The organism is Colwellia sp. SU-HH01217 (assembly GCF_057543495.1).
In genome coordinates, this window is sequence record NZ_BAAJLX010000009.1 from 1 (window position 1) to 22,136 (window position 22,136).

The following is a 22,136-nucleotide window of genomic DNA, read 5'->3' on the forward strand; positions in this document are numbered from 1 at the left end:
TCAGATCGATTATTTAAGTTAATAGCTTCATAAACACACAATAATAAAGCAAGAATCTATTCAGGGCTTGCTTACTTGTGATGATGTTAAAAACATAAGTTACTTCACTTCTTATGGTTTAACATTTTATAACTATCATTGTTCGCCTTTAACTATTGTTTATTACCTTATGAATTGGATGTCTTATCAGTTTGAATAAAAATTACACTTATTGTTACACTATTTGTTGCACTATAATGAAAGGTGAGTAACATAGAATCGCAATTTGCACTCTAATAAAAATCATTTTAAAAATAATAATCAGGTAATAATTATGAAGTCTCCCCATGTATTAACCGTTCTAATAGTTGCAGTAGGTTTAGCTCTTGTCGGATATTTTGCTGCTACTTTTTTTGCAGCCGATTCAATTACGGTAGCTGTCAGCCTTTTCATCGGAGCAGTTATAGCTCCTTTCTTTGGGAAAAAAGATGATAGTGAAAATGAATCTACAGAAGTTAAAACATTATACGTAGGTAATTTGCCTTACCGAGCAAATGAATCATCAGTCCGTGAATTATTTTCTCAACACGGTAACGTACATTCAGTTAGATTAATGAAAGACAAGCATACGGGTAAACGACGCGGTTTTGGTTTTGTTGAAATGTCAGCGAGTGATGCCGACGGTGCCGTATCTTCACTTAATGATACGGAGTTCCAGCAACGAACACTTAAAGTGCGCGAAGCCAAAGATAGACCAGAAAGAGTGGTTGAAGATATCTAATTTTATATCACGACTAAAAATGGCCACTAATTATGTGGCCATTTTTTTGTTAGTTATACTTTTTATTAAATCAATTTAGTCATAAATTGATTGAAACGTTCCTGTTGATCATCACTTTTACCAAATTCAGCATTAAAAACTGACTGCATAAGTTGGTTAAGTTGCTCTTGGTCAAACTTATTATTGCTTTCTAGTACTTCATCAGCTGCTTTCTTTAATTCCTTAAATTGGTCAACAAAATCTATAATAGGCGCTAGTTGAGCTTTCAATTGTTCAAGAGCGCTCTCCTGATAGTTGGCAACTTCTGTATATGACTGAGTCGCGATACTCGTTTGTTGTTGTAAATCTAAACTAATACTAGAAAGTTGTTGATCATCAAAGCCAAGTTGTAATACCTGTTGATATGCTTTTTCGATATCCCCATTAAAAAAATCTTTTTGAAGTTTGTTCACGTCTTCAATCAACGCTCCTATTGCTGCTTTTTCCTCTTCATTGAGATCACCTTCAATGGTGTAAGAAAAGTTCACCTCTCTATAATAGGTAGATGCTGATTGATACTCAGCCTTTATCGCGTTGTTATTTATAGTCTCTGAATATCTCTCGCCATATACTTGTGAACGGTTATCGTTGAATGAAATATTAACTTTATCCCCTTCTGCCGTTGTAATAGTTAAATCACTACTTTTTGAGTAAGACGATGATAACTTATTGCTCGTTTGTGAAACGGCTTCAAGTGTTACTGTATCTTCATGGTTTTCTGATAATTCAGAATCGCTATATTGTGTTGCTAACTTATCTAATCCCTTAGTAATTAAGTCACGACTTTTTTCAATGCCTGTTGTTAATTCATCTGTTAACAAACTTAAACCTTCTAATTCTTCTAACGCCTCATCAACCCCTTGATTAGCGCCAGAGCGTGCTTGTAATAACATTTCTTCTAATTCTTTATCGCTGGCACCACTTTCTTTCGCTGCTTGCATTCCTGCACTAACAAAGTTGGTTACCGTTTGTGCCACTTTCTCAAAATCAAAAATACTCGATTGCGTTGTTTCAGCTTGAGGGGTTTTTACTTTGCTATCAAAAGGATTATTTAGTTGGCGATCTGCAAAATATTCAGATGAAGAGAATTTTGACGATACCGACTGAAAAACCACTTTCATCCCTAATGCGCCATGATTAGTAACTGAAAAATGATAGTTGTCTGTAGCATTTTTCTTTATCTTCGTTTGGTCGAGCGACTGCTCTTCTTCAGCTAAGCTATTATTTTTATGATTAATAAAGGGGATGCCTGCTATGAGGTTATCAATTTTATTCATAATGTTACTCAATAGTGAAGATGATGTTGTCGTGCAATTTTATCGGTTTTTTACGTTAAAACTTTAGGTTTGTTTGAAAATTTCAATAGAACAATCGGCATTCGCTTATTGGTTCATTTATACTTGTACCAGTTAATAGTAGACAAAATATAATCTAACGCTACAATCGGCGCAATTTCTCTCTTCTTTTAATGGGCACATTAAAGAATAGCAACTAATAAAAGGCATAATAGATGTTCAGTCATATTCATCCAGATAATTACGATCAACAACTTGCAGAAAAAAACAGCGCGATACGTGCGATGTTTGTCGATTTTAATTTGCCTAAATTCAGTGTGTTTTCTTCTGAGCCTTTAAATTATCGTCAACGAGCTGAGTTTAGAGTATGGCATGAAGGTGATGATCTTTATTACATTATGTTTAACAGTGAAACAAAACAAAAGTTTCGCGTTGATAACTTTCCGGTTGCTAGTCTGTTGATCAACCAAGCAATGACTGGATTAATACAGTCGATTAAAGATAATGAAATTTTAAGACGAAAATTATTTCAAGTAGACTTTCTCTCTACACTAAGTGGTGAGTTACTTATCAGCTTGTTGTATCACAAACCTCTAGAAGAAGATTGGGAAGTAGAAGCGGTCAAACTTAAAGATAGCCTTTCAACAATAGCGCCCGTTGATATTATTGGTCGCGCTAAAAAGCAAAAAGTTATCATTGATAAAGACTATGTTATGGAAACCTTGACTGTTGCAAATAAAAGTTATGTTTACCAACAAGTAGAAAATAGCTTTACCCAGCCTAACGCTAAAGTTAATGAGCAAATGTTACTATGGGCACAACACGCAACAGCTAATGCTCAAGGTGATTTAATTGAACTCTATTGTGGGAACGGTAACTTTAGTATTGCACTTGCCCATAATTTTGATCGTGTATTGGGCACTGAAATTTCAAAAACCTCAGTTAAATCTGCGCAAGTTAACATTAAAGCGAACGATATAAACAATATTGATATTGTCCGTATGTCGAGTGAAGAATTTAGCCAAGCCATGAATGGTGAGCGCAAATTTAGACGACTGGAAGGGTTTGATTTAACGGCTTATAATTACGATACCGTGTTAGTTGATCCACCTAGAGCAGGCTTAGATCCTGACAGTGTTGAACTGGTTAGTCGCTTTCAGCGTATTATTTATGTTTCTTGTAATCCTGAAACATTGAAAGAAAATTTAACTCAATTATGTAAAACGCATACCATTGAAGAATTTGCTCTTTTTGACCAGTTCCCTTACACCCACCATGTTGAGACAGGTGTTGTACTATCAAGAAAGAAATAAACAAAGCAATGCATTAGTAATAAGCGCTAGCCTTTAGCGCTCATTGCCAAGGCACCACGCGCTAAGATTCGCAATTGCAATATAGTACGCTTAGCCAAATCATCTCGTTCTTTTTTGTCAACATCCAAGGCGTCAGCACCTGCACTAAAAACAATAACAACGGCAGCATTTGCTTGTAAATAAGCAACTTCAGCAGTTAATTTATTGGCATGTTGTAAGTAATCACATAACTCTAAAGTAAAGTATCGAATTTCTCTGCCCACAGCAAAACGAAAAGCAGAAGAGGTGCCAGAGCGTTCTCGCAACAACAACCTAAAAATATTACCGTTGTTTTCTAAAAACTCCATAAAGGTCAAGACAGAAATCTTAACAACCGAGCCCCCTTTTTCAATACGCTGTCTGGCCTGGCGCATTAATTGACGCAATGTTAAACCGGCTTCATCAACTAACGTTAAACCCAACTCATCCATATCACTGAAATGGCGATAAAAAGAAGTAGGCGCTAGACCGGCTTCTTTGGCAACCTCTCGTAAACTCAAACTAGAAAAACTACGTTCAGCACTTAACTGCCCAAGTGCTGCATCAATAATTTGTCTTCGAGTTTTTTCTTTTTGCTGTGCGCGAATCCCACTCATCGGTAGACCAATTTAGTTGTCATAATAATTTAATATAATACTGAAATATCTAGCCATTGTCAGTTTTCATCATTGGTTAGGCAGTAATTAGCGATAAATTAAACAATATTATTTTCATTCATGCCTTGACTGGTCTGATATGTAATATAAACTAGAGTACACTTGTACGCTGAAATTTATCGGCTCAACCATTTATCGGATAAAACATGAAGAAACCCAAATTTATTTGGCTAAATGTTAGCTTTTTCTTAATTACCTTTCTTGTCGCTACCATTGGTGTACCTTATTGGGCATTTACACATGGCTTTGATACCAGCACTTTAGTTTTCGCACTCATTTGTTTTATCTATTGTGGCATGTCTATTACCGCGGGTTATCATCGTTTATGGTCACATAAAACTTACCAAGCACACTGGAGTTTGCGTTTTATTTTTGCCTTAGGTGGAGCTTTTGCATTGCAAAACAGTATTCTTCATTGGTGTTCAGACCATCGTATCCACCACAAACATGTCGATAATAACGATGTTGATCCTTATTCCGCTAAAATGGGATTTTGGTATTCTCATATTGGTTGGATGCTGAGAGAATATCAAGCACACAGATACAGTGATTATAATAACGTAAGGGATATACAAAAAGATCCTATTGTTATGTGGCAGCATAAATATTACCTACCGCTAGTGATTTTATTAAATGTAGGTATTCCATTAGTATTTGGCATTTTCACTGGCGATATCATTGGCAGTTTATTATTAGTCGGCTTTTTAAGATTAGTGCTAAGCCACCATACGACTTTCTTTATTAATTCATTAGCTCATGTGTGGGGTAAGCAAACCTATACCGATAAAAATACCGCAAGAGATAATGGTTTTCTGGCATTTTTAACATTTGGCGAAGGCTATCATAACTTTCACCACATCTTTGAAAATGATTATCGTAATGGCATACGTTGGTGGCAATTTGATCCAACGAAATGGTTAATCAAAGGTTGTGAGTATTTAAAGCTAACCTCTAAATTACGAGTTAGCCCTGAAGATCGCATCGCTAAAACTAAGCTGGCGATGGCCTTAAAGCATAGCCAGAAAAAATTACAGTCTCATCCTGATGCCGAAAAGTTATTAGAGCGCCTTCAAGTCGAATACGATGATTTAGTGAATAAGTTAAATGATTATTACGCTGCACGTAAAAAAGTATTTGCATTGAAAAAACAAAAAATTGTTAATGACGTGGAAAATTCTGAGTTGATGAAGCAATACCACGAATTAAAAGAACGCTTGGCTGAGCAACAACGTAACTGGCAGTTACTCACGACTAAATTAGCCTAACGTACATCGGTTAACAGTGTTAACACTAACAAAGCACTATCTAATACTAATTAGCTAGTTACCTTCCCCTCAAATCCTGTTAATATTTTTATAATTAACAGGATTTGAGGAACTTTCCTTGGCAAAACAAAGTACAAACTCATCTAAGAAAACCAAAACCCAAAAATACGACTACGACGTTATCATTATAGGTACTGGACCTGGTGGCGAAGGAGCGGCTATGAACCTTGCCAAGCAAGATAAAAAAGTCGCCATTATCGAGCGTTATCATAATGTAGGTGGTGGTTGTACGCATTGGGGAACTATACCTTCAAAAGCCTTACGTCAATCAGTGAGTCGGTTAATTGAATTTAATTCTAACCCTTTATTTAACCAAGGTGACAGCCCTAAGCACCTTACTTTTCAAGATATTTTAAGTCATGCATCTGCTGTCATCCGCAAGCAAGTTCAATTGAGAAGTGGTTTTTATAAACGCAATCAAGTTCAGCATATTTTCGGTGAAGCCTCATTTGTTGATGCGCACACCATTCGAATATTAAGAAAAGACAGTTCTGTTGAACAAATTAGCGCTGAAAAAATTATTATTGCTACTGGCTCACGTCCATACCAACCTGATGATTTAGACTTTAATCACCCTAGAGTTTACGACTCTGACAGTATTTTATCCCTTAAACACGCACCTCGACATGTCATTATTTATGGCGCAGGGGTTATTGGTAGTGAATATGCATCTATCTTTAGAGGTTTAGGAGTCAAAGTTGATTTGGTCAATACACGAGATCGCCTGCTCTCATTTTTAGATGATGAAATGTCAGATTCTTTAAGTTATCACTTGTGGAATAATGGCGTGGTTATTCGCCATGGTGAACAAATTGAAAGCGTTGATGCGTCAGATGATGCTGTCGTTGTTAATTTAGAGTCTGGTAAAAAAATGCGTGCAGACTGTTTACTATTTGCTAACGGTCGTACGGGTAATACTGCCGATTTAGATTTACCAGCTGCTGGACTTACCGCTGATGGTAGAGGACAAATTGCCGTTAATGAAAGCTACCAAACTAACGTTGAAAATATTTATGCCGTTGGTGACGTTATTGGTTATCCAAGCTTAGCAAGTGCGGCGTTCGATCAAGGGCGTATTGCCGCTATATCAATGTACCATACAGATAAAAATGCACGATTAACTGTGGATATTCCGACCGGTATTTACACTATTCCTGAAATTAGTTCGGTGGGTAAAACTGAACAAGAACTGACCGAAGCTAAAGTGCCATACGAAGTCGGCCGTGCACAGTTTAAACACTTAGCCAGAGCGCAAATATCAAATAACTTAGTGGGTTCTTTAAAAATTCTTTTTCATCGAGAAACCAAAGAAATTTTAGGTATACATTGTTTTGGTGAAAATGCGGCTGAAATTATCCACATTGGTCAGGCAATTATGCAACAAAAAAATGGCGGCAACACCATTGAATATTTTGTTGAAACCACCTTTAACTACCCAACGATGGCAGAAGCCTTTCGTGTAGCAGCATTAAATGGATTAAATAGACTTTTTTAATCCACTATAAAAAGAGAGTAGCATGAAAAAAGCACCATTGTTCATCACAGCAGTAACGAGCCTATTACTGAGCCTATCTGCTTTCTCTGAAGAGGTGTATAGCGTTTATTTAGTCCGACATGCTGAAAAGCAAAAAGTGGATGCGAAAGAAAAAGATCCTGCGTTAACAAACTGTGGGCGATTTCGTGCAAGTCAAATAGCAGATATTTTATCAGACGTTAAACTATCTGCTATTTACAGCACTAAATATCAACGCACCATGGCAACAGCACAACCAACTTCACTACAAAAGAATATTCCGATAAAAAATTATTCGGGTGGAGATTTAGACCAACTAGCGCTGAGTTTAAAGCAACTAAAACAAAACGCGCTTGTCATTGGTCACAGTAATACCACACCGCAACTCGTTGAACTGCTAACAGGCGAAAAAGCATCACCCATTACTGAAAATCAGTATCAAAAATTGTATCAAATTCAATTTTTTCAAGACCAAGTAAATGTCACTTTACTTACACAGCCTTTAGTTTGTCGTTAAACTCCCAATTAATTGGCTCTATTAGCGCTATTCTTTAATCTAAACAAACCCATTTCGTTCATATAAAACAATGAGCGGCTAATTGATTAGTTATCAAAACTTAAATAACTACTTTGCCAATCATTATACTCGGCGTGTTGAATATCGAGTTCATCTAGCTCGAATAATGCATCATCTGAATATACCGCCTTTAAAATATCTAGTGCTGATAAATTTCCATTCTGGTTATCAAAAAAAATACTGATTTCACCTGCAGCCTTTTGCTCTACTAAGTAAGGGTACGCGCGAGTTAACATCGCTTCAGCTTCATGCCAAATAGCCTGTATGGCGGCAATAGTTTCCTCATTATTAATTGTTACATAAGTGTCTGGATAGTTTAACCGAGCCGATTTTAAGTAATATTGAACATAGAGCATCATATCAACGGCACCATCGACTTGAAGTGTGGAAAATGGTCTAAAACTACCAGGATACAAGTTTTGTCCTGATTTAATATAATCAAGTTGAAAACCTCCATCACCAATGTAGGCAACAAGCTCATCTAGTAATAGGTGAAATTTGTTACCATTAGCGCCTTTCAACCCTTCAATGTAATATTGGTAACGAGATCTTTGTTTTAAATGCTCAGGAATCGTTTGCTCTACAATACTGTAATGTGCGGTGTGAAAAAGGTTATAGCCAATATCGTAGTAATTACCATTTAAAAAATAATTGGGACTATCACTGCCGTTACACCAAGCTAATTTTTTATTAAAACTATGATTGGTTTCATGTGTTGCTATAGATAGTTCATGTCCATCTTTAACCCAACTCATAAATTCTTCTTTATTTCTTAAGAATAATTGATGAGCATGAGTTGGGCTCGCTACCTCTAGCGCTAATTGAATGTCTACTTCAAGTTGATTTGTCAAACTAATATCATTAACTGATATAGGTTCTTTAAGTAATAATTCGCACTCTTTGTCACTAGGGATCTGCCAGGTAGTGATCTTTTCATCACCACCACCACATGACATCAGTGTTAATAAACAGGGAAAAAGAAGTATTAGTTGTTTTTTCATTAAGTTATTAGTCCGTTAAATTAGATGGTTAGTCCGTTAAGCTTAAATTAAAAAAAGTTAACATACTCAATAGATTAAAGCAAAGAGGATAGTTTGTTTACACTATAATTTCTATTTTTAAAGATGTTCAATAAGTCATGGCAGGTTAATTTGAATGTATTAATTCTACAACGCTCAATGCTAGTAGAGCTAATTACGTTAATTAATTAGTAAAGAATACTTTTTGAATCATTCAACGATTTTCCAGCTTTAATAAGCTCAATTTCAGAAATTCTAAAGGGTTGTCCCCATTGTTGAGTGGTCATCATATCGTCAATTAACTTGCCTTTTATCCTTACTTTTGCCCCTACTTGCTGAAAGTCTTTACTTAAGTTCATTGGTAAAAGCTTCTCGCCTTTATCAGTGACAATGCCGAAAAAGCCACCTTCAAAATCCATATAGCTAATGGTCGCAACTTTCCACTCGCCATTAGGTACAGTTACATTTTTTGGCTGTCTTGTAGACATGATATTGCTCCCTTTTTTAGACATAATAGCCTTTGCAGCAGGCTCTTCTTCGCAAGCAGGTAATAATAATACCCCAAACAAAATGATGCATGTTGACTGAATACTTCTCTTCATCCTAAACCTCACTGTTAAAGATCCACTTACCTAGCATCATTTAATTCGCTCTGTAGCACAAATAATAAAAAAGACGCTCAAGGCGTCTTCTTAGGGTTTAATTAACCGTGATACGGTTTGCTCAAACGATGCACTGATTCAATAAAGTGCCCTGCATGCTCGGGATCAACATCAGGATGAATACCGTGACCTAAATTAAATACATGGCCAGTCCCGCCTTCACCGAAACCTGCAAGTATTTTCGACACCTCTTGTTCTATGCGCGGCTTAGGTGCATATAACATAGATGGGTCCATATTCCCTTGTAAGGCCACTTTATCGCCAATTCGTGCTTTGGCATTTTCTATGTCGATGGTCCAATCAAGTCCTACAGCGTCACAGCCTGTTGCTGCAATATCTTCTAACCACATACCGCCATTTTTTGTGAATAACGTTACAGGCACTTTACGTCCATCATTATGACGAGTTAACCCATCAACAATTTTCGCCATATACTGTAACGAGAACTCTTTATAGTCACGAGGAGATAAAACACCACCCCATGTATCAAATACCATCACTGATTGCGCCCCAGCGGCTATTTGAGCGTTTAAATAGCTAATAACCGACTCTGCTAGCTTATCCAATAATAAGTGCAGCGTTTGAGGCTCAGAAAACATCATCTTTTTAATTTTAGTAAAAGCTTTCGAACTTCCACCTTCAAGCATATAGGTCGCCAAAGTCCACGGACTGCCCGAAAAACCAATTAAAGGGACTTCGCCTTTTAGTTCTTTACGAATAGTGCGAACCGCATTCATTACATAACCCAGCTCATCTTCAGGATCTGGTATGCCAATTTTGTCTACATCAGCTTTACATGTGATTGGACGTTGAAATTTTGGTCCCTCACCTGTTTCAAAATATAAGCCTAAGCCCATTGCATCAGGAATTGTTAAAATATCACTGAATAAAATCGCAGCATCAAGTGGAAAACGACGTAAAGGTTGAATGGTCACTTCACAGGCAAGGTCGGCATCACGACAAACTGACATGAAATCGCCAGCGTCTTTACGTACGGCTCTGTACTCTGGTAAATATCTGCCTGCTTGACGCATCATCCATACAGGAGTGTAATCTACAGGTTGGCGTAATAACGCGCGTAAATAATTATCGTTTTTTAATTCTGTCATCAAAAGGGTCTCTATTCTTATATGCGCAATATTCTAGCATTGCCATAGATTTGGATCTATGACGTAAATCAAGTCAATTTATAGAAATATTTTGACACATTTAAAAAAAAAGTAAAAAAGAACAAATAATCAATGAATCAGCAGCTTAGAAAAAATACTTACCATAAATAGCTTTGTACGAAAAAACTCGTCGAGTTTATGCTCTATTAAAGTTGTTGCAGAAGGAAAAATGGTTTGTTATAAAATGGCTGCGCTAGTGAGAACAACTAATAAAAATAATAAGTTTTTAACGTATAACTAAAAAGAGTTTTGTTTAACAGAACCGTTCAGCGAGCATTTCAAGCCTTACCTTTGGGTAAGGCTTTTTTATTGCCTGCTATTTAATCTCACATAAAGAGATAAGGTTTAGCTGCTAAATAGTATCCTAAACTTTCATGACAATATGATGACAACATTAAGTAAGAGGGTGTAAAAGCCAATAAGTTCAATATCAATTAAGTCAAATTAATAAAGAGTAAATAATGTCTTCAGTTACATCTGTTTATCAACTCTTACACTACCTCCTTCAAGATAGATCAGTCGAACTGCATCATCGGCATGAAATACCATATTAGTGTCGAGATCTTGAATCACCATATACTCTTGGCCGCCTTTTACTTTGATCATCAGTTCAACTAGGTGAATAACACGCTCTTGATATTCTTGGTTGCGGTTATTCGCTACATTTCCGCCAATAATCGCACCTAATACGGTTGCAATATCACGGCCACTTCCGCCACCAAACTGATTACCAATAACGCCACCAACCAAAGCACCACCAAAAACCTTCCAGCCTTGATTTTTATCTTCTATCAGTTCTTTTTTACTAACATTTCGCACTGAGACGATATGACCAAATAATACTTTTTCAACCGCTACGGCGCTATTTCTATCGTAATCAGCATTAGCCAAAGGCACATATGCCAATAGAAATAGGCAGCTTAATAACAGAGTTTTCATGCTGCCTCCTTAAAGACTAAATTACCAACTAACAAACTCTTTTTCTTTAGTTTTACGAATTTCTGTTTCATCAGCCCATTCAACTATGCCGCTTTGAAGATCCATTAAACGTAAAGTAAATTTATAATAAACATCTGACTGATCTTGATTCGATTTAACAATGCTTGAAAGATTGCCATACAACATATATTCAGCACCAACTTGACGACCAAATTGCACAGCTTTATTTGTATCTACCATTCCAGAATTTTGCTGGAAATCAATTTGCTTTCTAGCAGCATCAACACGAGTCATATCAACAAAACGAAACTTTCCAGAGCGTAGTAATTTAGTTGAAATTGAGTCTGTTACAGATTCTGTATCAATGTGCTCGCTAGTTTTGTTTTTAATGCTCTCAACAAAGACTATAGGACGTTTATTCTGTGTTAATGTGCCAACTACAGGAGACATTAATAATGAGTCTGTCATCTCCCCTGCTATTTTTTGCAAGTCCGTCGAACCAAAATTAATATTAGTTGTTTCTACCGCCGCTGCATCGCCATAACGAACAACAGATTTATTTGTACAACCTGACATTACTGTAATTGCCAAACCTATGCTTGTTGCTAAAATAATTTTATTCATTGAATTTTCCTTTTAATAATTGCTTAACTAATTGTTACGACCTAGTTGTTACTGAACTAAAAATAATCGTTAAAACTTAAATGCTTTTTCTGGTACTTCTCGTACGTAAACACTAAATGAGGCTACTGTAGTTGTTGGCGCTATACCTCTAAGAGTAGCAGTTTGAAAACCATGTAATTCAAGAGGTTTCCAAGCAGCTTTACCAGGCTCAATCACAAAACCTTCGGTATCAAACCAATTAAAATGATATTGCAGTTGTAGTGATTTTTTATAACTACTCGTCAGCTCAAGGTTTACCTCAAGCAGATCATTGGTTTTTCTCGATTTTATATCGGTGATTTGTAATTTATTAGCTAAATCTGGATTATGTACTTCTAAATGTTGACTAAAATCATCCCCCTGAACAATTTTAGACGTTCCTGTACCTGAGGTTACAGGTGGCACATTTTTACAACCAACCACTAACACACTTGTTAAAAACACAGCGATAACCGCTAGATTAGATGATTTCATACTCGACTCCTTTTAATGAATAGTGCTAAACCGTTAACTTAACCTTAACGGTTACAATGTAGTAATTTTTTGCTCAAGCTGACTACCAGTAGAAATGGTATTGATTAACGTTATTCGGTTAGCCGTTATATTTACGTCAACCACCTTGCTTCTTCCGTTTTGCTGTAACGTTATTTGATGTTTGCCTTCACTCAAGTTTAATCGTATCAATTGCACGTTATCAGGTAATGTGCTCCAACTACGGGTATCTGCATTTTCAGAAGCAATGTTATATAAACTTGCTATGATATTGCCAACATCTCCTCCTTTTCGGCTCATTTGTTTACGCATTTCTTCTTTAGCCACTAACCTTAATGCTTGACGAACGACCATAGCAGGCAATTGATCTTTTAAGTGTTTAGCTGCTAATGCGTCTAACCGAACAACCTCTTGAGACTGATATGACTGATCATTTACTGTTAATGTCAGTGGCGTTCGCGGCCTATTATTTGCGCGATAAACGGGGAGCGACACACTATAAAATCGCATATCTCTGTGATGAGAAAATATGGGTAAATTAATCGAGATCTCATCTTTCGGGCTAATAATGCCGTCTTCAAGCAATAAAACTAACTGTCCGCTGTTATTATTGGCTTGATTGTTATATTTGCCAAACCTTTGCTCAAATCGCGAAATATCATCGGTCATCGATAAACCATGTGCTAGGCGAAGTACATCTTGTTGTAAAAATTGATTACTGGGATATATCTCGAGTGCTCGCTTGTAGTCAATATAGGCATCATTAAATTGTCCTGCGCCTTCATATAAAACACCCGATAAATAAAAGGTATAAGCATTTTGAAAGCCATTTTTAACCTTACCAATAGTCGTCGCCATTGAAGGGTAACTTTTATTGAAGGAGTCGGCATTAATGCCATTGCTGGTCATTTTTTTCTGCGCGTCATTTAAGCTTGCTTGATTAGCCGAAAGTGCTTGTTCTTGCACTAAATTAGCACGACGCACTTCCACTAAAGCGCCTTCATATTGCTTTTGGTATAAATAGTTTAATGCTTGGAAACTATGCAACATGCTTTGCTCATAATAAGGAACATCGTAACGAAGTGCATTATCATTACTGACAACCGCGCCGACATTTTCAACCCCTCGGCTTAGTTGAATTTTGGCTTGCTCTTGTGCATGTTGAATTTGCTCGGAGGCCAACGTGAACGTTTTTTCACTTTCTGACCAATGCTGATTCAAATATTGCAACCGAGCCGTTTCTAGCAACCCTAAAGTATAGGTGCCATCAGAACTACTACGAGACTGAATAAGCGATTGTGCGAGCGTATAGTCGCCACGTAATTGAGCATTATAGACAGGGCGCATTTGTTTGTTATACCCAGAGAAAACATCAGTAAATGACATAGAGCTACAGCTTGAGAGTGTCGCCGCAAGCGCAAGGTATCCTGTTATCCGTAACAAAATTTTAAACATATAACCTTTACTTAACATAGTGATAATAAAACGAGTTACAAAGTAATACTTGAACTGTGTTTACACAATCAAACTATTGTAAAAAAATGTGCTTACTTTAACTGTACTTACTTTAACCGAGTTGACATTAAGCACCACTTATCTTGTTAATCTTAATGTTTGAGTATTATAAATGCTATACACTTAATTGACACTTTTAATTAATGTTAAACACAGGCCTTAAATTGATAAAATATTTTCTTATTCTTGTTCTGATAATAATGTCGAATACTAGCCATGCATTAGGCCAATTAGGACATCAGATTGTTTGCCAAGTAGCATATGACCATTTATCTTCAGAAAAACAACAACAAATCACTTCGTTGCTCAGTTCTCTGTCCCAAAAAGATAAACAACTCATTAACCGTTATACTCAACAAAAAGAAAACACAGTGATTACTTTTGCTAACGCTTGTACTTGGGCTGATGCGATAAAAAAAGATCCTACATACGATTCATATAAACCCTGGCATTATCTCAATTTATCTAGGAAGTCAGACAAAATAACAACGAACACGTGTAAAGACAACTGTATTAGCCAAGCTATACCATTCCACCAGCAACAGTTAGCAACAGCGATTACCCCTAACAAAAGAGTAGAAGCCTTAATGTTTTTAGGGCACTGGTTGGGAGATATTCATCAGCCTTTACACATAAGTTATGCTGATGACTTAGGTGGAAATCGTCGCTCTATTACACTCCCTCAAGGTAAGTGTAATAATTTACATTGGTTATGGGATTCATGCTTATTAACCGCAAAAATTAATGATGATGAGTCTGCAGATATATATGCACAGTTAATTCACCAACTCACTAACGAATGGAATAGTGCCCCGATTCAACAATGGCAAGCGCAGCCGCCGCTCATCTGGGCCAATGAATCATTAACGCTTGTCAGAGAAGCCTCGTTCAAATATTGTCAACAAGATGGACAAGGAGTTTGTAAAAAGCTTAGCGCTAAGGTAGTACACCTACCTCAAAGCTACCTAGTACATTATCAACCGATACTAGAAAAGCGCATATTACAGGCTGCCGTTAGACTTAATGGATTATTGAACATTTCTTTATAGTTTATTTTTAGCTTCAATCCACTGCGCCATATATTTTGTACTTTTGTGCGCGTGGTGATTGAGCATACTACCAATAAAGTTTTGCTGGCGATGGTAAGTTAAATTACTTTCAAGCGCTACCAGCACTTTTTGCAATTTTGTAAAATGTGCCTCAAGATCATACAGAGACTGTGCATTGGTTAAACCATTTTCACTAGCTTGTTGCCATGTTTTGTTATCTTGATAAAGTGCAACCGCTTGTTCTGCAATTCCTTGAGCGTCATTAGCAATAGCACCTCCCCAATGATGAGTGCCTTGCATACTTTCAGCACCAATATCGGTTGTTACCGATGGTGTGCCGCAAAGCATTGCTTGAGCTAGTTTGCCTTTAATTCCTGCGCCAAAGCGTAATGGTGCTAAACATACCCTCGCCGACTGCATCGCAAGTTCAGCATCTGCCACCCAACCTTTAACAATAAACCCCGATTTTTCATCATGTAAAGCTGTCGCTTTAGGGGGTGGATAAGCACCACACACCAATAATTGTGCTTGAGGTAACTTAGCGCGAATCAATGGCCATATCTGTTGTCTCAACCATAAAACTGCATCCCAATTAGGGGCATGTCTAAAATTGCCAATAGATATAAAGTTTTGTCTTTGGTTAAAGTCTGGATTAACTTTATTGAGTTGTGCATCTGTCAGCATAAATGGGCAGTAATGCAGCAAATAAGCAGGCACTGAAAAAAGCCGCTGCAAAAATTCAATTTCTACATGAGAAATCATTAAAGATAAATCACAACGAAAAATTGCCGCTACTTCACGCTTTGCCATTTCAGATGTCAATAAATCACTGTCTTGTAATTCTCTACCTTGTTTAAAAGCATCATGACGTGCATGGCGTAAACTAAATAAGTCTTCACTGTCTAAGATTCTCAGCGCTTGAGGACATTGTTCAATAACTCGCCAGCCAAATTGCTCTTCCATCATAAATCGATCAAACAAGACAACTGAAGGTTGTAAGTCAGCGATAAAAGCATCAAAACTTTGACAATTCAGGGCGATGGATTCAACCTTTATTGCTAAGCTTTTCAAATCAACCATATGCTCTGAAAGCTGAGCAGGACTTGCAAAAGTTACCTGATAATTTTGCTGTTGAAAAAAAGCAATAAGCTGCATCATTCTACTGCCCGCAGCAGACGAGTTAGGCTCTGGCCAAACATATCCAATAATTAATAATTGCTTCATTTAGTTCACTTTGACGATTTAATTAACGTTCAAACATAAAAAAAGCGAGCTGAGCTCGCTTTTTTTTCAGCGCATTTAGCGATTACTTTTCATCAGTCGCTTGTGCGGCATCAGCTACTTCTTCCGCAGCTTCTTCTGCGTGTGCATGAACTTCTTTTAGCTTAGGCACTGCAACAGGTGCAGTTTGAGCTTGACCTAATTCAACAGCTGGCTCAGCTTTTTTAATGTCTAGTAATTCAATTTCAAATTGTAGCACTGAGTTACCAGGAATTGTAGGCGGCTTGCCTTGTGGTCCATAAGCTAAGTCTGATGGAATATAAAACTTATATTTAGAACCCACAGACATTAATTGTACACCTTCAGTCCAACCACGAATTACGCGATTTAAAGGAAATACCGCTGGTTCACCACGATCAATTGAACTATCAAACTGCTCGCCGTTTAAAAAAGAACCCGCGTAATGTACTGTTACTGTATCAGTACCTAATGGTTTTTCACCGTCAGCTTCAACAATCACTTCATATTGAATACCTGAAGCAGTTACTTGAACACCTTCTCGTTTAGCATTTTCTGCTAAGAACTTTTTTCCTTCCGCAATAGCAGCTTCAGACTCTAGCGCAATCATTTCTTCTTGCTTGGCTTTCATCTGCTCATCAAGGCTCATTAATAAACTTTGAATTTCATCTTGTTCAATTAATGACTTACCATCCATGCTATCTAAGAAGCCTTGTGCGATTAAATCTTTGTCTAATCCTAAACCAAGCTTGCTTTGTTGCTCTAAGTTACGCTCCATATACATACCAATAGAGGCACCTAAACCGTAAGCTTGCTTTTGAATTTCAGTTTTTAGCTCTGGCGCTTTCGCCGTTTCTTGTTTAGCTTCTTGATTACAACCTAGTACAGATACTAGAGCAATAGCGACTAATGTCGGTTTGAAAAATTTCATTTACTTCTCCGTTAATTAACACAGTTGGAGAAACCCCCAAACCTTGTTGAAATTGTATTTACTCTCATTTTTTATAGCCAAATAACTTGGGTATAAAATAAAAAACGCCTTATACTAACGATAAATGCAGCAAGAAAAAAGACTTAATATTTTGTTGAAATGTAAACAATCATTAAAAAACAGCGCACGATGGACTTTTATCATCATTTTTTCGTTGATAATCAGCGCTTGCCAGCCAGTAAATAATGAGCCACTACAACGTTGGCAACATGCTGTTGAAGGCTCTTACGCTGGAAATATTTCTAATGATGGTAAATACAGTGTCATTTCTTCAATTCATCATGGCATCAGTTTATGGAATTTAGAGCAAAATGCCTTAAAATATCAGTGGTCTCAGTCACAAGACAGTAGCGACAACATAGTGCTTGCATTAGATATCAGTAATAACAATAGTCATGTTTTATCAGCAGACAGAACTAGCTTTGCCTTATGGAACATAGAAACTGGCGCGGCTGAAGGTTATTGGAAAGTAAGAAATTCCAACATTAGAGACGTGGCAATAAGCAATTACGCTGATTATCTATTAATTGGCAAAGCAAATGGTGATGCCGTTCATGTAACCATGAGCAATGGCCGTCGAATTGAATTTTTAGGCCATAGTGAAAAAATAAATTCTGTAGATATGTTACCTAACGGCAGAGTTGCTATTACCGGAGCCAATGATTTTATCGCGTACGTTTGGGATACAGCCTCTGGACAAGTCATTTACCAATTTAATCACCCAAGCAGAGTGTCTAAAGTTGCTTTAGATGCTTACGGGCGCTACGCTTTTTCAGCCGACAGTATGAAAGGCGCACATATTTGGGACTTAAAAACGGGCAAACTTGTTACTGATTTAAAAGGTACTAAGCGACAAGAAATATTTAGCTCAGTCAGGTTCTCTAAAGATGGTCAACTTATGTTAACTGGTGCGGCAAGTAAAAAGGTTAGCGTATGGGAAGTTGCAACCGGCAATAGACTTGCTCACTGGCAAGTTGCCCCAAAAGATGCCAACAGACCAACAGGAGCTGTTGTTTATAGCGTTGGATTTCGCGATAATGGCTCAATATTAACTGAAAGCTCATCAGGATATGCTGAATTATGGCAAATACCCCAATAGACGTTGAGAATTACGACTCAGCAGAAGCACTTATTCTTCGCCTTGATGCGTTAGAGTCTAGAAATGTGTTTCAAGACGATGTTATTGAGCAGCTCAGTGAAGAGCTAGCGATTCATCAAGAAAAAATTGCCGAATTAAAAGGGCAATTACAACTAGTGGCAACACGACTAAAAGAAGCAAACTCAGCAATGCCTGAGTCTGGTCAAGAGGTTGAGCCACCGCCGCCCCACTTTTAATCCGCAGAAATTAAAAAGGGGGTTTCACAAGGCCAATGAGGTAGCCATAATCGCGCAGCCCTATAAATGTGATGGTTGTAAGCCGCCTTATTCTTGTTTAAATACACCAATAACCTGTTCGTGTTCTCGCACCGCTTTTTCTACATGAGCTTCAGGTTGCGTCATTTGTTCGCCACAACTGACGCAAGTAACTTTCTCTATACTATCTTCTTTTGTTAACGCCATCGTATCCATAGCCTTACATTTAGGACATATTGCGCCAGCAATAAAACGTTTTTTATGTTGAATACTCACAGTGACACCTAATTTTTAGCGAATTTCTATCATTTTACCTTGAAGAACCCCTGTAGGAAAAGAGACAATGCCCCACATTGCAAATGTATTTACACTTAGAGGATTCTCGATTGATTACTGCCAGCGAATTAAGCCTAGATAGAGGTGTAAAAAACCTTATTACGTCATCTAGCTTTACTATTCATCCTAATCATAAAGTTGGCTTAGTGGGCGCTAACGGTTGTGGTAAGTCTTCCCTCTTCGCGGCACTACTGGGCGAGCTTCAACCTGATACGGGTAATCTCTCAATGCCTGCGAGCTGGAGCATTGCTACCGTCAAACAAGAAACCCCAGCGTTAACGCAAAGCGCACTCGACTATGTTATGGATGGCGATAAAGAATTTCGCCAACTAGAGCAAGAGCTTGAGCAAGCAAGACTTAACCAAGACGGGAATTTAGAAGCCACTATTATTAATAAAATTGACAGCATTAATGGCTACAGCTTACCAGCAAGAGCCGGCGAGTTATTACATGGTTTAGGTTTTTTACAACCTCAATTAAGTAGTGCTGTTAAAGAATTTTCTGGTGGCTGGCGTATGCGTCTTAACTTAGCCCAAGCATTGATTAGTCGTGCCGATTTACTATTGCTCGATGAACCGACCAACCATCTAGACTTAGATGCGGTAATTTGGTTACAGCGTTGGCTTAAACGCTTTACTGGTACGCTTGTTTTAATTTCGCATGATCGTGATTTTCTGGATACGGTTATCGGACAAATACTGCACATAGAGCATCAAAAAGCGAAATTATACAGCGGAAATTACACTGCATTTGAACGTCAACGTGCTGAGCACTTAGCTCAACAAGACGCGCAATACCAAAAACAAATCAAAGAAGCCGCACATTTAACCGCCTTTGTAGATCGCTTTAGAGCAAAAGCAAGCAAAGCAAAACAAGCACAATCTCGCCTAAAGCGCTTAGAAAAGCTTCCCGATTTAGCACCTGCGCATGTCGATACCCAATTTACTTTTCATTTTGAAAAACCCGAAACTTTACCCTATCCGTTACTTGCCTTAAAAGAAAGTGATTGTGGCTATAACTCTGACGCTATCATCTTAAAAGAGGTCGCGTTAACTTTAGTTCCTGGTAGCCGTATTGGCTTACTTGGTAGAAATGGTGCAGGTAAATCCACACTCATTAAATCATTAGCAGGCGAACTAGCATTACAAACAGGTGAAAGGTATTGTGCCCAAGAATTAAAAGTCGGTTACTTTTCTCAACACCAGCTAGAACAACTACATAAAACCAGTAGTCCGATTGAACATATTATTCGTGCTAAACCTGAAATTACCGAACTGCAAGCACGTTCATTTCTAGGTCGATTCGGCTTTAGTGGCGACCAAGCATTGTCTCCTATCGATACAATGTCGGGTGGTGAAAAAGCACGATTAGTATTAGCGCTAATCGTACAAGAAAAACCACAGCTGCTGTTATTAGATGAACCGACCAACCACCTAGATTTAGAAATGCGCCAAGCCTTGGTATTAGCCTTACAAGATTTTGAAGGCGCTATTATCTTAATTGCCCATGATAGGTTTTTATTGGAATCGTGTGTTGACGAGTTTTATTTAGTTGCAAATGGTCAAGTACGCGAATTTAGCGGCGACATCGATGACTACCAACAATGGTTAAACGATGAAAAAAAACAAATTATTAAAAACAGTAAAACCACTAATGAAAATACTGTCGATAAAAAACAGTTACGTAAAGAACAAGCAGAGTTAAGAAAAAAGTCTGCGCCATTGCGTAAAGAAGCGGATAAATTAGAGAAAAAAATTCAACAATGGCAAACACAACTTAGCCAAGTTGAAGCCGAGTTGGCAGACAGTGAAATTTATCAAAGCGAACATAAGAAAAAACTCACTGACTTAATAAAGCAGCAAGCTCAATTAAAGCAAGACATCGAAGAAAGCGAAATGAACTGGCTTGAGTTCGAGGAGCAAATTGAAGCGATAATGTCAGCTAACTAGGGCGAGTTAATTGTTCAGTCACGCTTTTGTAATAAGAGAAAGATCAACAGCCACTAGTTTATTTGCTCGGTAACTACCTAAAACTGATAACCTTGCTACACTGAAATACAGGTTGTTTATTCTCTGTATGTCAACTTTTTAAAATGGAGATTTATTATGAAAAATAATTCAATGCTAGCCTACCTACTCGCTATTACTTGTAGCTTTAGTGCCTTGTCATTTGCTAATGACTACGACCAAGGTATATATCAACTTAACCGTGGAGAATTTAAAGCAGCAATGGCGCAATTTACGCCGTTAGCAGAAGATGGTTTTTCACCCGCACAATATCAATTGGCAATGATGTATAAAAACGCACAAGGGACACCTAAAAATACCGAAAAGGCGATTGAATTACTCAATTTAGCAGCCGATCAAAACGATTCTGATGCCCAATTTGAACTTGCAGTTATGTATTCACAAGGCAATCTAGTTGAAAAAAACTTGACTACCGCTTTTCAATTGATGAAAAAATCTGCCACCAAAGGACTAGCCAGTGCGCAATTTAACTTAGGGGTTATGTATTATCAAGGTGAAGGGGTAAGCGTTAATCACACAGAAGCTGCAAACTGGTACAGACAAGCTGCTAATCAAAACTATGCCTTAGCTCAGTTTAATTTAGCGTTAATGTACTTCGAAGGTAATGGGATTGAGCAGAGCAGAGAAATGTCTTTCGTTTGGAATACTATCGCTGCCTACAATGGCTACGAAGACGCGGCAAAAAGTCGTGATATGGATGCACATAAACTTTCTAAAGCAAAGGTCGCCTCATTACGAATTAAAGCGGATGAAATGTATCGAAACATTATCGCGCAAAAAGAGATAAACGCTCAAAAAGCTAACAAAAATCGCTTCTATTGATCTATATCACATAGTGTTAACTGCACCTTATTTATAATCACTGTGTAAAGTAAATTACGCATTCAATGATAAAGGTATGAGGTGCTCACTATGAAATTTTTAGATATGTTATTAAACGATCCTATCGTACTTTATTCTGCTGTAGGTCTTTCAATTTTGTTAGGTATTTGCAGTTTTTATGTTTATTATTTTCTAAAGCATATACAAGAAGATAGTTAATAATTACCCGACAAATGCATCAGTCCCCCATTTGCTAAGCGCCAATTTTTTATGGCATTTGTACGCTCTTTCTAAATATTTTTTTGACTGTTTTTTAACCATTGCAGCAGTTTTTTGCTATACT

At 37.4% G+C, this 22,136-nt stretch carries 22 protein-coding genes; 10 read left to right on the forward strand and 12 right to left on the reverse strand.

Going from position 1 to position 22,136, the window contains the following annotated elements:
- Nucleotides 1-313: 313 nt before the first annotated feature.
- Complete coding sequence (locus AC27G3_RS11795; RefSeq protein WP_487121764.1) at nucleotides 314-760, forward strand: RNA recognition motif domain-containing protein; 447 nt, start codon at nucleotides 314-316, stop codon at nucleotides 758-760.
- Between the two features lie 65 nt (nucleotides 761-825).
- Here the strand turns inward: AC27G3_RS11795 and AC27G3_RS11800 are convergent, their stop codons facing one another.
- Nucleotides 826-2,076 (reverse strand): DUF5610 domain-containing protein, encoded by a 1,251-nt coding sequence (locus AC27G3_RS11800; protein WP_487121766.1) that lies wholly within the window; start codon nucleotides 2,074-2,076, stop codon nucleotides 826-828.
- 233 nt (nucleotides 2,077-2,309) lie between these two features.
- On the opposite strand from AC27G3_RS11800, the gene trmA reads away from it, so the two are divergent.
- Nucleotides 2,310-3,407 carry a tRNA (uridine(54)-C5)-methyltransferase TrmA gene (gene trmA, locus AC27G3_RS11805; RefSeq protein WP_487121768.1) on the forward strand — a complete coding sequence of 366 codons (1,098 nt, stop codon included), beginning with the start codon at nucleotides 2,310-2,312 and terminating at the stop codon, nucleotides 3,405-3,407.
- Between the two features lie 26 nt (nucleotides 3,408-3,433).
- On the opposite strand, the gene fabR is transcribed toward trmA, so the two are convergent.
- Nucleotides 3,434-4,042, reverse strand: a complete 609-nt coding sequence (fabR, locus tag AC27G3_RS11810) for an HTH-type transcriptional repressor FabR (protein WP_487121770.1) — start codon at nucleotides 4,040-4,042, stop codon at nucleotides 3,434-3,436.
- Nucleotides 4,043-4,248: 206 nt separating this feature from the next.
- Between fabR and AC27G3_RS11815 the strand changes: the two genes are divergently transcribed.
- The 3 genes from AC27G3_RS11815 to AC27G3_RS11825 all read left to right on the forward strand — a co-directional run bounded on the left by AC27G3_RS11815 (nucleotide 4,249) and on the right by AC27G3_RS11825 (nucleotide 7,457).
- Entirely contained in the window at nucleotides 4,249-5,367 is a 1,119-nt protein-coding gene (locus AC27G3_RS11815) for an acyl-CoA desaturase (RefSeq protein WP_487121771.1), read from the forward strand.
- Between the two features lie 118 nt (nucleotides 5,368-5,485).
- Nucleotides 5,486-6,922 carry a Si-specific NAD(P)(+) transhydrogenase gene (gene sthA / locus AC27G3_RS11820; RefSeq protein WP_487121773.1) on the forward strand — a complete coding sequence of 479 codons (1,437 nt, stop codon included), beginning with the start codon at nucleotides 5,486-5,488 and terminating at the stop codon, nucleotides 6,920-6,922.
- A gap of 22 nt (nucleotides 6,923-6,944) precedes the next feature.
- Nucleotides 6,945-7,457, forward strand: coding sequence for a SixA phosphatase family protein (locus tag AC27G3_RS11825; protein WP_487121775.1), 513 nt, complete (start codon nucleotides 6,945-6,947; stop codon nucleotides 7,455-7,457).
- A gap of 86 nt (nucleotides 7,458-7,543) precedes the next feature.
- On the opposite strand, the gene AC27G3_RS11830 is transcribed toward AC27G3_RS11825, so the two are convergent.
- The 7 genes from AC27G3_RS11830 to AC27G3_RS11860 form a co-directional block, all read right to left on the reverse strand.
- A complete protein-coding gene (locus AC27G3_RS11830) occupies nucleotides 7,544-8,518 on the reverse strand; it encodes a hypothetical protein (protein ID WP_487121777.1) in 975 nt (324 codons plus the stop codon).
- A gap of 206 nt (nucleotides 8,519-8,724) precedes the next feature.
- Nucleotides 8,725-9,024, reverse strand: coding sequence for a hypothetical protein (locus AC27G3_RS11835; protein ID WP_487121779.1), 300 nt, complete (start codon nucleotides 9,022-9,024; stop codon nucleotides 8,725-8,727).
- Nucleotides 9,025-9,239: 215 nt separating this feature from the next.
- Nucleotides 9,240-10,307: a uroporphyrinogen decarboxylase gene (gene hemE, locus AC27G3_RS11840; RefSeq protein ID WP_487121781.1), complete on the reverse strand. Its 1,068-nt coding sequence runs from the start codon at nucleotides 10,305-10,307 to the stop codon at nucleotides 9,240-9,242.
- 531 nt (nucleotides 10,308-10,838) lie between these two features.
- The gene (locus AC27G3_RS11845; protein ID WP_487121783.1) at nucleotides 10,839-11,306 is read right to left on the reverse strand and encodes an outer membrane lipoprotein; all 468 of its coding nucleotides are present in this window, start codon (nucleotides 11,304-11,306) and stop codon (nucleotides 10,839-10,841) included.
- A 21-nt stretch (nucleotides 11,307-11,327) separates the two neighbouring features.
- Nucleotides 11,328-11,930 carry a penicillin-binding protein activator LpoB gene (lpoB, locus tag AC27G3_RS11850; protein ID WP_487121785.1) on the reverse strand — a complete coding sequence of 201 codons (603 nt, stop codon included), beginning with the start codon at nucleotides 11,928-11,930 and terminating at the stop codon, nucleotides 11,328-11,330.
- 69 nt (nucleotides 11,931-11,999) lie between these two features.
- The gene (locus AC27G3_RS11855) at nucleotides 12,000-12,443 is read right to left on the reverse strand and encodes a YcfL family putative periplasmic lipoprotein (RefSeq protein WP_487121787.1); all 444 of its coding nucleotides are present in this window, start codon (nucleotides 12,441-12,443) and stop codon (nucleotides 12,000-12,002) included.
- 51 nt (nucleotides 12,444-12,494) lie between these two features.
- Entirely contained in the window at nucleotides 12,495-13,916 is a 1,422-nt protein-coding gene (locus AC27G3_RS11860) for a COG3014 family protein (protein WP_487121789.1), read from the reverse strand.
- Nucleotides 13,917-14,176: 260 nt separating this feature from the next.
- Between AC27G3_RS11860 and AC27G3_RS11865 the strand changes: the two genes are divergently transcribed.
- The gene (locus AC27G3_RS11865) at nucleotides 14,177-15,025 is read left to right on the forward strand and encodes a S1/P1 nuclease (RefSeq protein ID WP_487121791.1); all 849 of its coding nucleotides are present in this window, start codon (nucleotides 14,177-14,179) and stop codon (nucleotides 15,023-15,025) included.
- On the opposite strand, the gene AC27G3_RS11870 is transcribed toward AC27G3_RS11865, so the two are convergent.
- Nucleotides 15,020-16,249, reverse strand: coding sequence for a glycosyltransferase (locus tag AC27G3_RS11870; protein ID WP_487121793.1), 1,230 nt, complete (start codon nucleotides 16,247-16,249; stop codon nucleotides 15,020-15,022). The genes AC27G3_RS11865 and AC27G3_RS11870 overlap by 6 nt on opposite strands.
- 82 nt (nucleotides 16,250-16,331) lie before the next feature.
- Nucleotides 16,332-17,195 (reverse strand): BamJ family beta-barrel-assembly machinery protein, encoded by an 864-nt coding sequence (gene bamJ, locus AC27G3_RS11875; RefSeq protein ID WP_487121795.1) that lies wholly within the window; start codon nucleotides 17,193-17,195, stop codon nucleotides 16,332-16,334.
- A gap of 151 nt (nucleotides 17,196-17,346) precedes the next feature.
- Between bamJ and AC27G3_RS11880 the strand changes: the two genes are divergently transcribed.
- Together AC27G3_RS11880 and AC27G3_RS11885 are read left to right on the forward strand one after the other, a co-directional pair.
- Nucleotides 17,347-18,354: a WD40 repeat domain-containing protein gene (locus AC27G3_RS11880; protein WP_487121797.1), complete on the forward strand. Its 1,008-nt coding sequence runs from the start codon at nucleotides 17,347-17,349 to the stop codon at nucleotides 18,352-18,354.
- Nucleotides 18,336-18,590, forward strand: a complete 255-nt coding sequence (locus AC27G3_RS11885; RefSeq protein ID WP_487121799.1) for a SlyX family protein — start codon at nucleotides 18,336-18,338, stop codon at nucleotides 18,588-18,590. The genes AC27G3_RS11880 and AC27G3_RS11885 overlap by 19 nt, the downstream gene beginning before the upstream one ends.
- Nucleotides 18,591-18,677: 87 nt before the next feature.
- On the opposite strand, the gene AC27G3_RS11890 is transcribed toward AC27G3_RS11885, so the two are convergent.
- On the reverse strand, nucleotides 18,678-18,884 hold the full coding sequence (locus AC27G3_RS11890) for a YheV family putative zinc ribbon protein (protein ID WP_487121801.1): 207 nt from the start codon (nucleotides 18,882-18,884) through the stop codon (nucleotides 18,678-18,680).
- 110 nt (nucleotides 18,885-18,994) lie between these two features.
- On the opposite strand from AC27G3_RS11890, the gene AC27G3_RS11895 reads away from it, so the two are divergent.
- Together AC27G3_RS11895 and AC27G3_RS11900 are read left to right on the forward strand one after the other, a co-directional pair.
- A complete protein-coding gene (locus AC27G3_RS11895; RefSeq protein WP_487121803.1) occupies nucleotides 18,995-20,893 on the forward strand; it encodes an ATP-binding cassette domain-containing protein in 1,899 nt (632 codons plus the stop codon).
- A 156-nt stretch (nucleotides 20,894-21,049) separates the two neighbouring features.
- The gene (locus AC27G3_RS11900) at nucleotides 21,050-21,793 is read left to right on the forward strand and encodes a tetratricopeptide repeat protein (RefSeq protein ID WP_487121805.1); all 744 of its coding nucleotides are present in this window, start codon (nucleotides 21,050-21,052) and stop codon (nucleotides 21,791-21,793) included.
- The last annotated feature ends 343 nt before the right edge of the window (nucleotides 21,794-22,136 follow it).

What these genes read in the sequence shown, in the direction of transcription:
- AC27G3_RS11795 (WP_487121764.1), top strand. Translation starts at nt 314, where the DNA reads ATGAAGTCTCCCCATGTATTAACCGTTCTAATAGTTGCAGTAGGTTTA.
- AC27G3_RS11800 (WP_487121766.1), bottom strand. Translation starts at nt 2,076, where the DNA reads ATGAATAAAATTGATAACCTCATAGCAGGCATCCCCTTTATTAATCAT.
- trmA (WP_487121768.1), top strand. Translation starts at nt 2,310, where the DNA reads ATGTTCAGTCATATTCATCCAGATAATTACGATCAACAACTTGCAGAA.
- fabR (WP_487121770.1), bottom strand. Translation starts at nt 4,042, where the DNA reads ATGAGTGGGATTCGCGCACAGCAAAAAGAAAAAACTCGAAGACAAATT.
- AC27G3_RS11815 (WP_487121771.1), top strand. Translation starts at nt 4,249, where the DNA reads ATGAAGAAACCCAAATTTATTTGGCTAAATGTTAGCTTTTTCTTAATT.
- AC27G3_RS11825 (WP_487121775.1), top strand. Translation starts at nt 6,945, where the DNA reads ATGAAAAAAGCACCATTGTTCATCACAGCAGTAACGAGCCTATTACTG.
- AC27G3_RS11830 (WP_487121777.1), bottom strand. Translation starts at nt 8,518, where the DNA reads ATGAAAAAACAACTAATACTTCTTTTTCCCTGTTTATTAACACTGATG.
- AC27G3_RS11835 (WP_487121779.1), bottom strand. Translation starts at nt 9,024, where the DNA reads ATGTCTACAAGACAGCCAAAAAATGTAACTGTACCTAATGGCGAGTGG.
- hemE (WP_487121781.1), bottom strand. Translation starts at nt 10,307, where the DNA reads ATGACAGAATTAAAAAACGATAATTATTTACGCGCGTTATTACGCCAA.
- AC27G3_RS11845 (WP_487121783.1), bottom strand. Translation starts at nt 11,306, where the DNA reads ATGAAAACTCTGTTATTAAGCTGCCTATTTCTATTGGCATATGTGCCT.
- lpoB (WP_487121785.1), bottom strand. Translation starts at nt 11,930, where the DNA reads ATGAATAAAATTATTTTAGCAACAAGCATAGGTTTGGCAATTACAGTA.
- AC27G3_RS11855 (WP_487121787.1), bottom strand. Translation starts at nt 12,443, where the DNA reads ATGAAATCATCTAATCTAGCGGTTATCGCTGTGTTTTTAACAAGTGTG.
- AC27G3_RS11860 (WP_487121789.1), bottom strand. Translation starts at nt 13,916, where the DNA reads ATGTTTAAAATTTTGTTACGGATAACAGGATACCTTGCGCTTGCGGCG.
- AC27G3_RS11865 (WP_487121791.1), top strand. Translation starts at nt 14,177, where the DNA reads ATGTCGAATACTAGCCATGCATTAGGCCAATTAGGACATCAGATTGTT.
- AC27G3_RS11870 (WP_487121793.1), bottom strand. Translation starts at nt 16,249, where the DNA reads ATGAAGCAATTATTAATTATTGGATATGTTTGGCCAGAGCCTAACTCG.
- bamJ (WP_487121795.1), bottom strand. Translation starts at nt 17,195, where the DNA reads ATGAAATTTTTCAAACCGACATTAGTCGCTATTGCTCTAGTATCTGTA.
- AC27G3_RS11885 (WP_487121799.1), top strand. Translation starts at nt 18,336, where the DNA reads ATGGCAAATACCCCAATAGACGTTGAGAATTACGACTCAGCAGAAGCA.
- AC27G3_RS11900 (WP_487121805.1), top strand. Translation starts at nt 21,050, where the DNA reads ATGAAAAATAATTCAATGCTAGCCTACCTACTCGCTATTACTTGTAGC.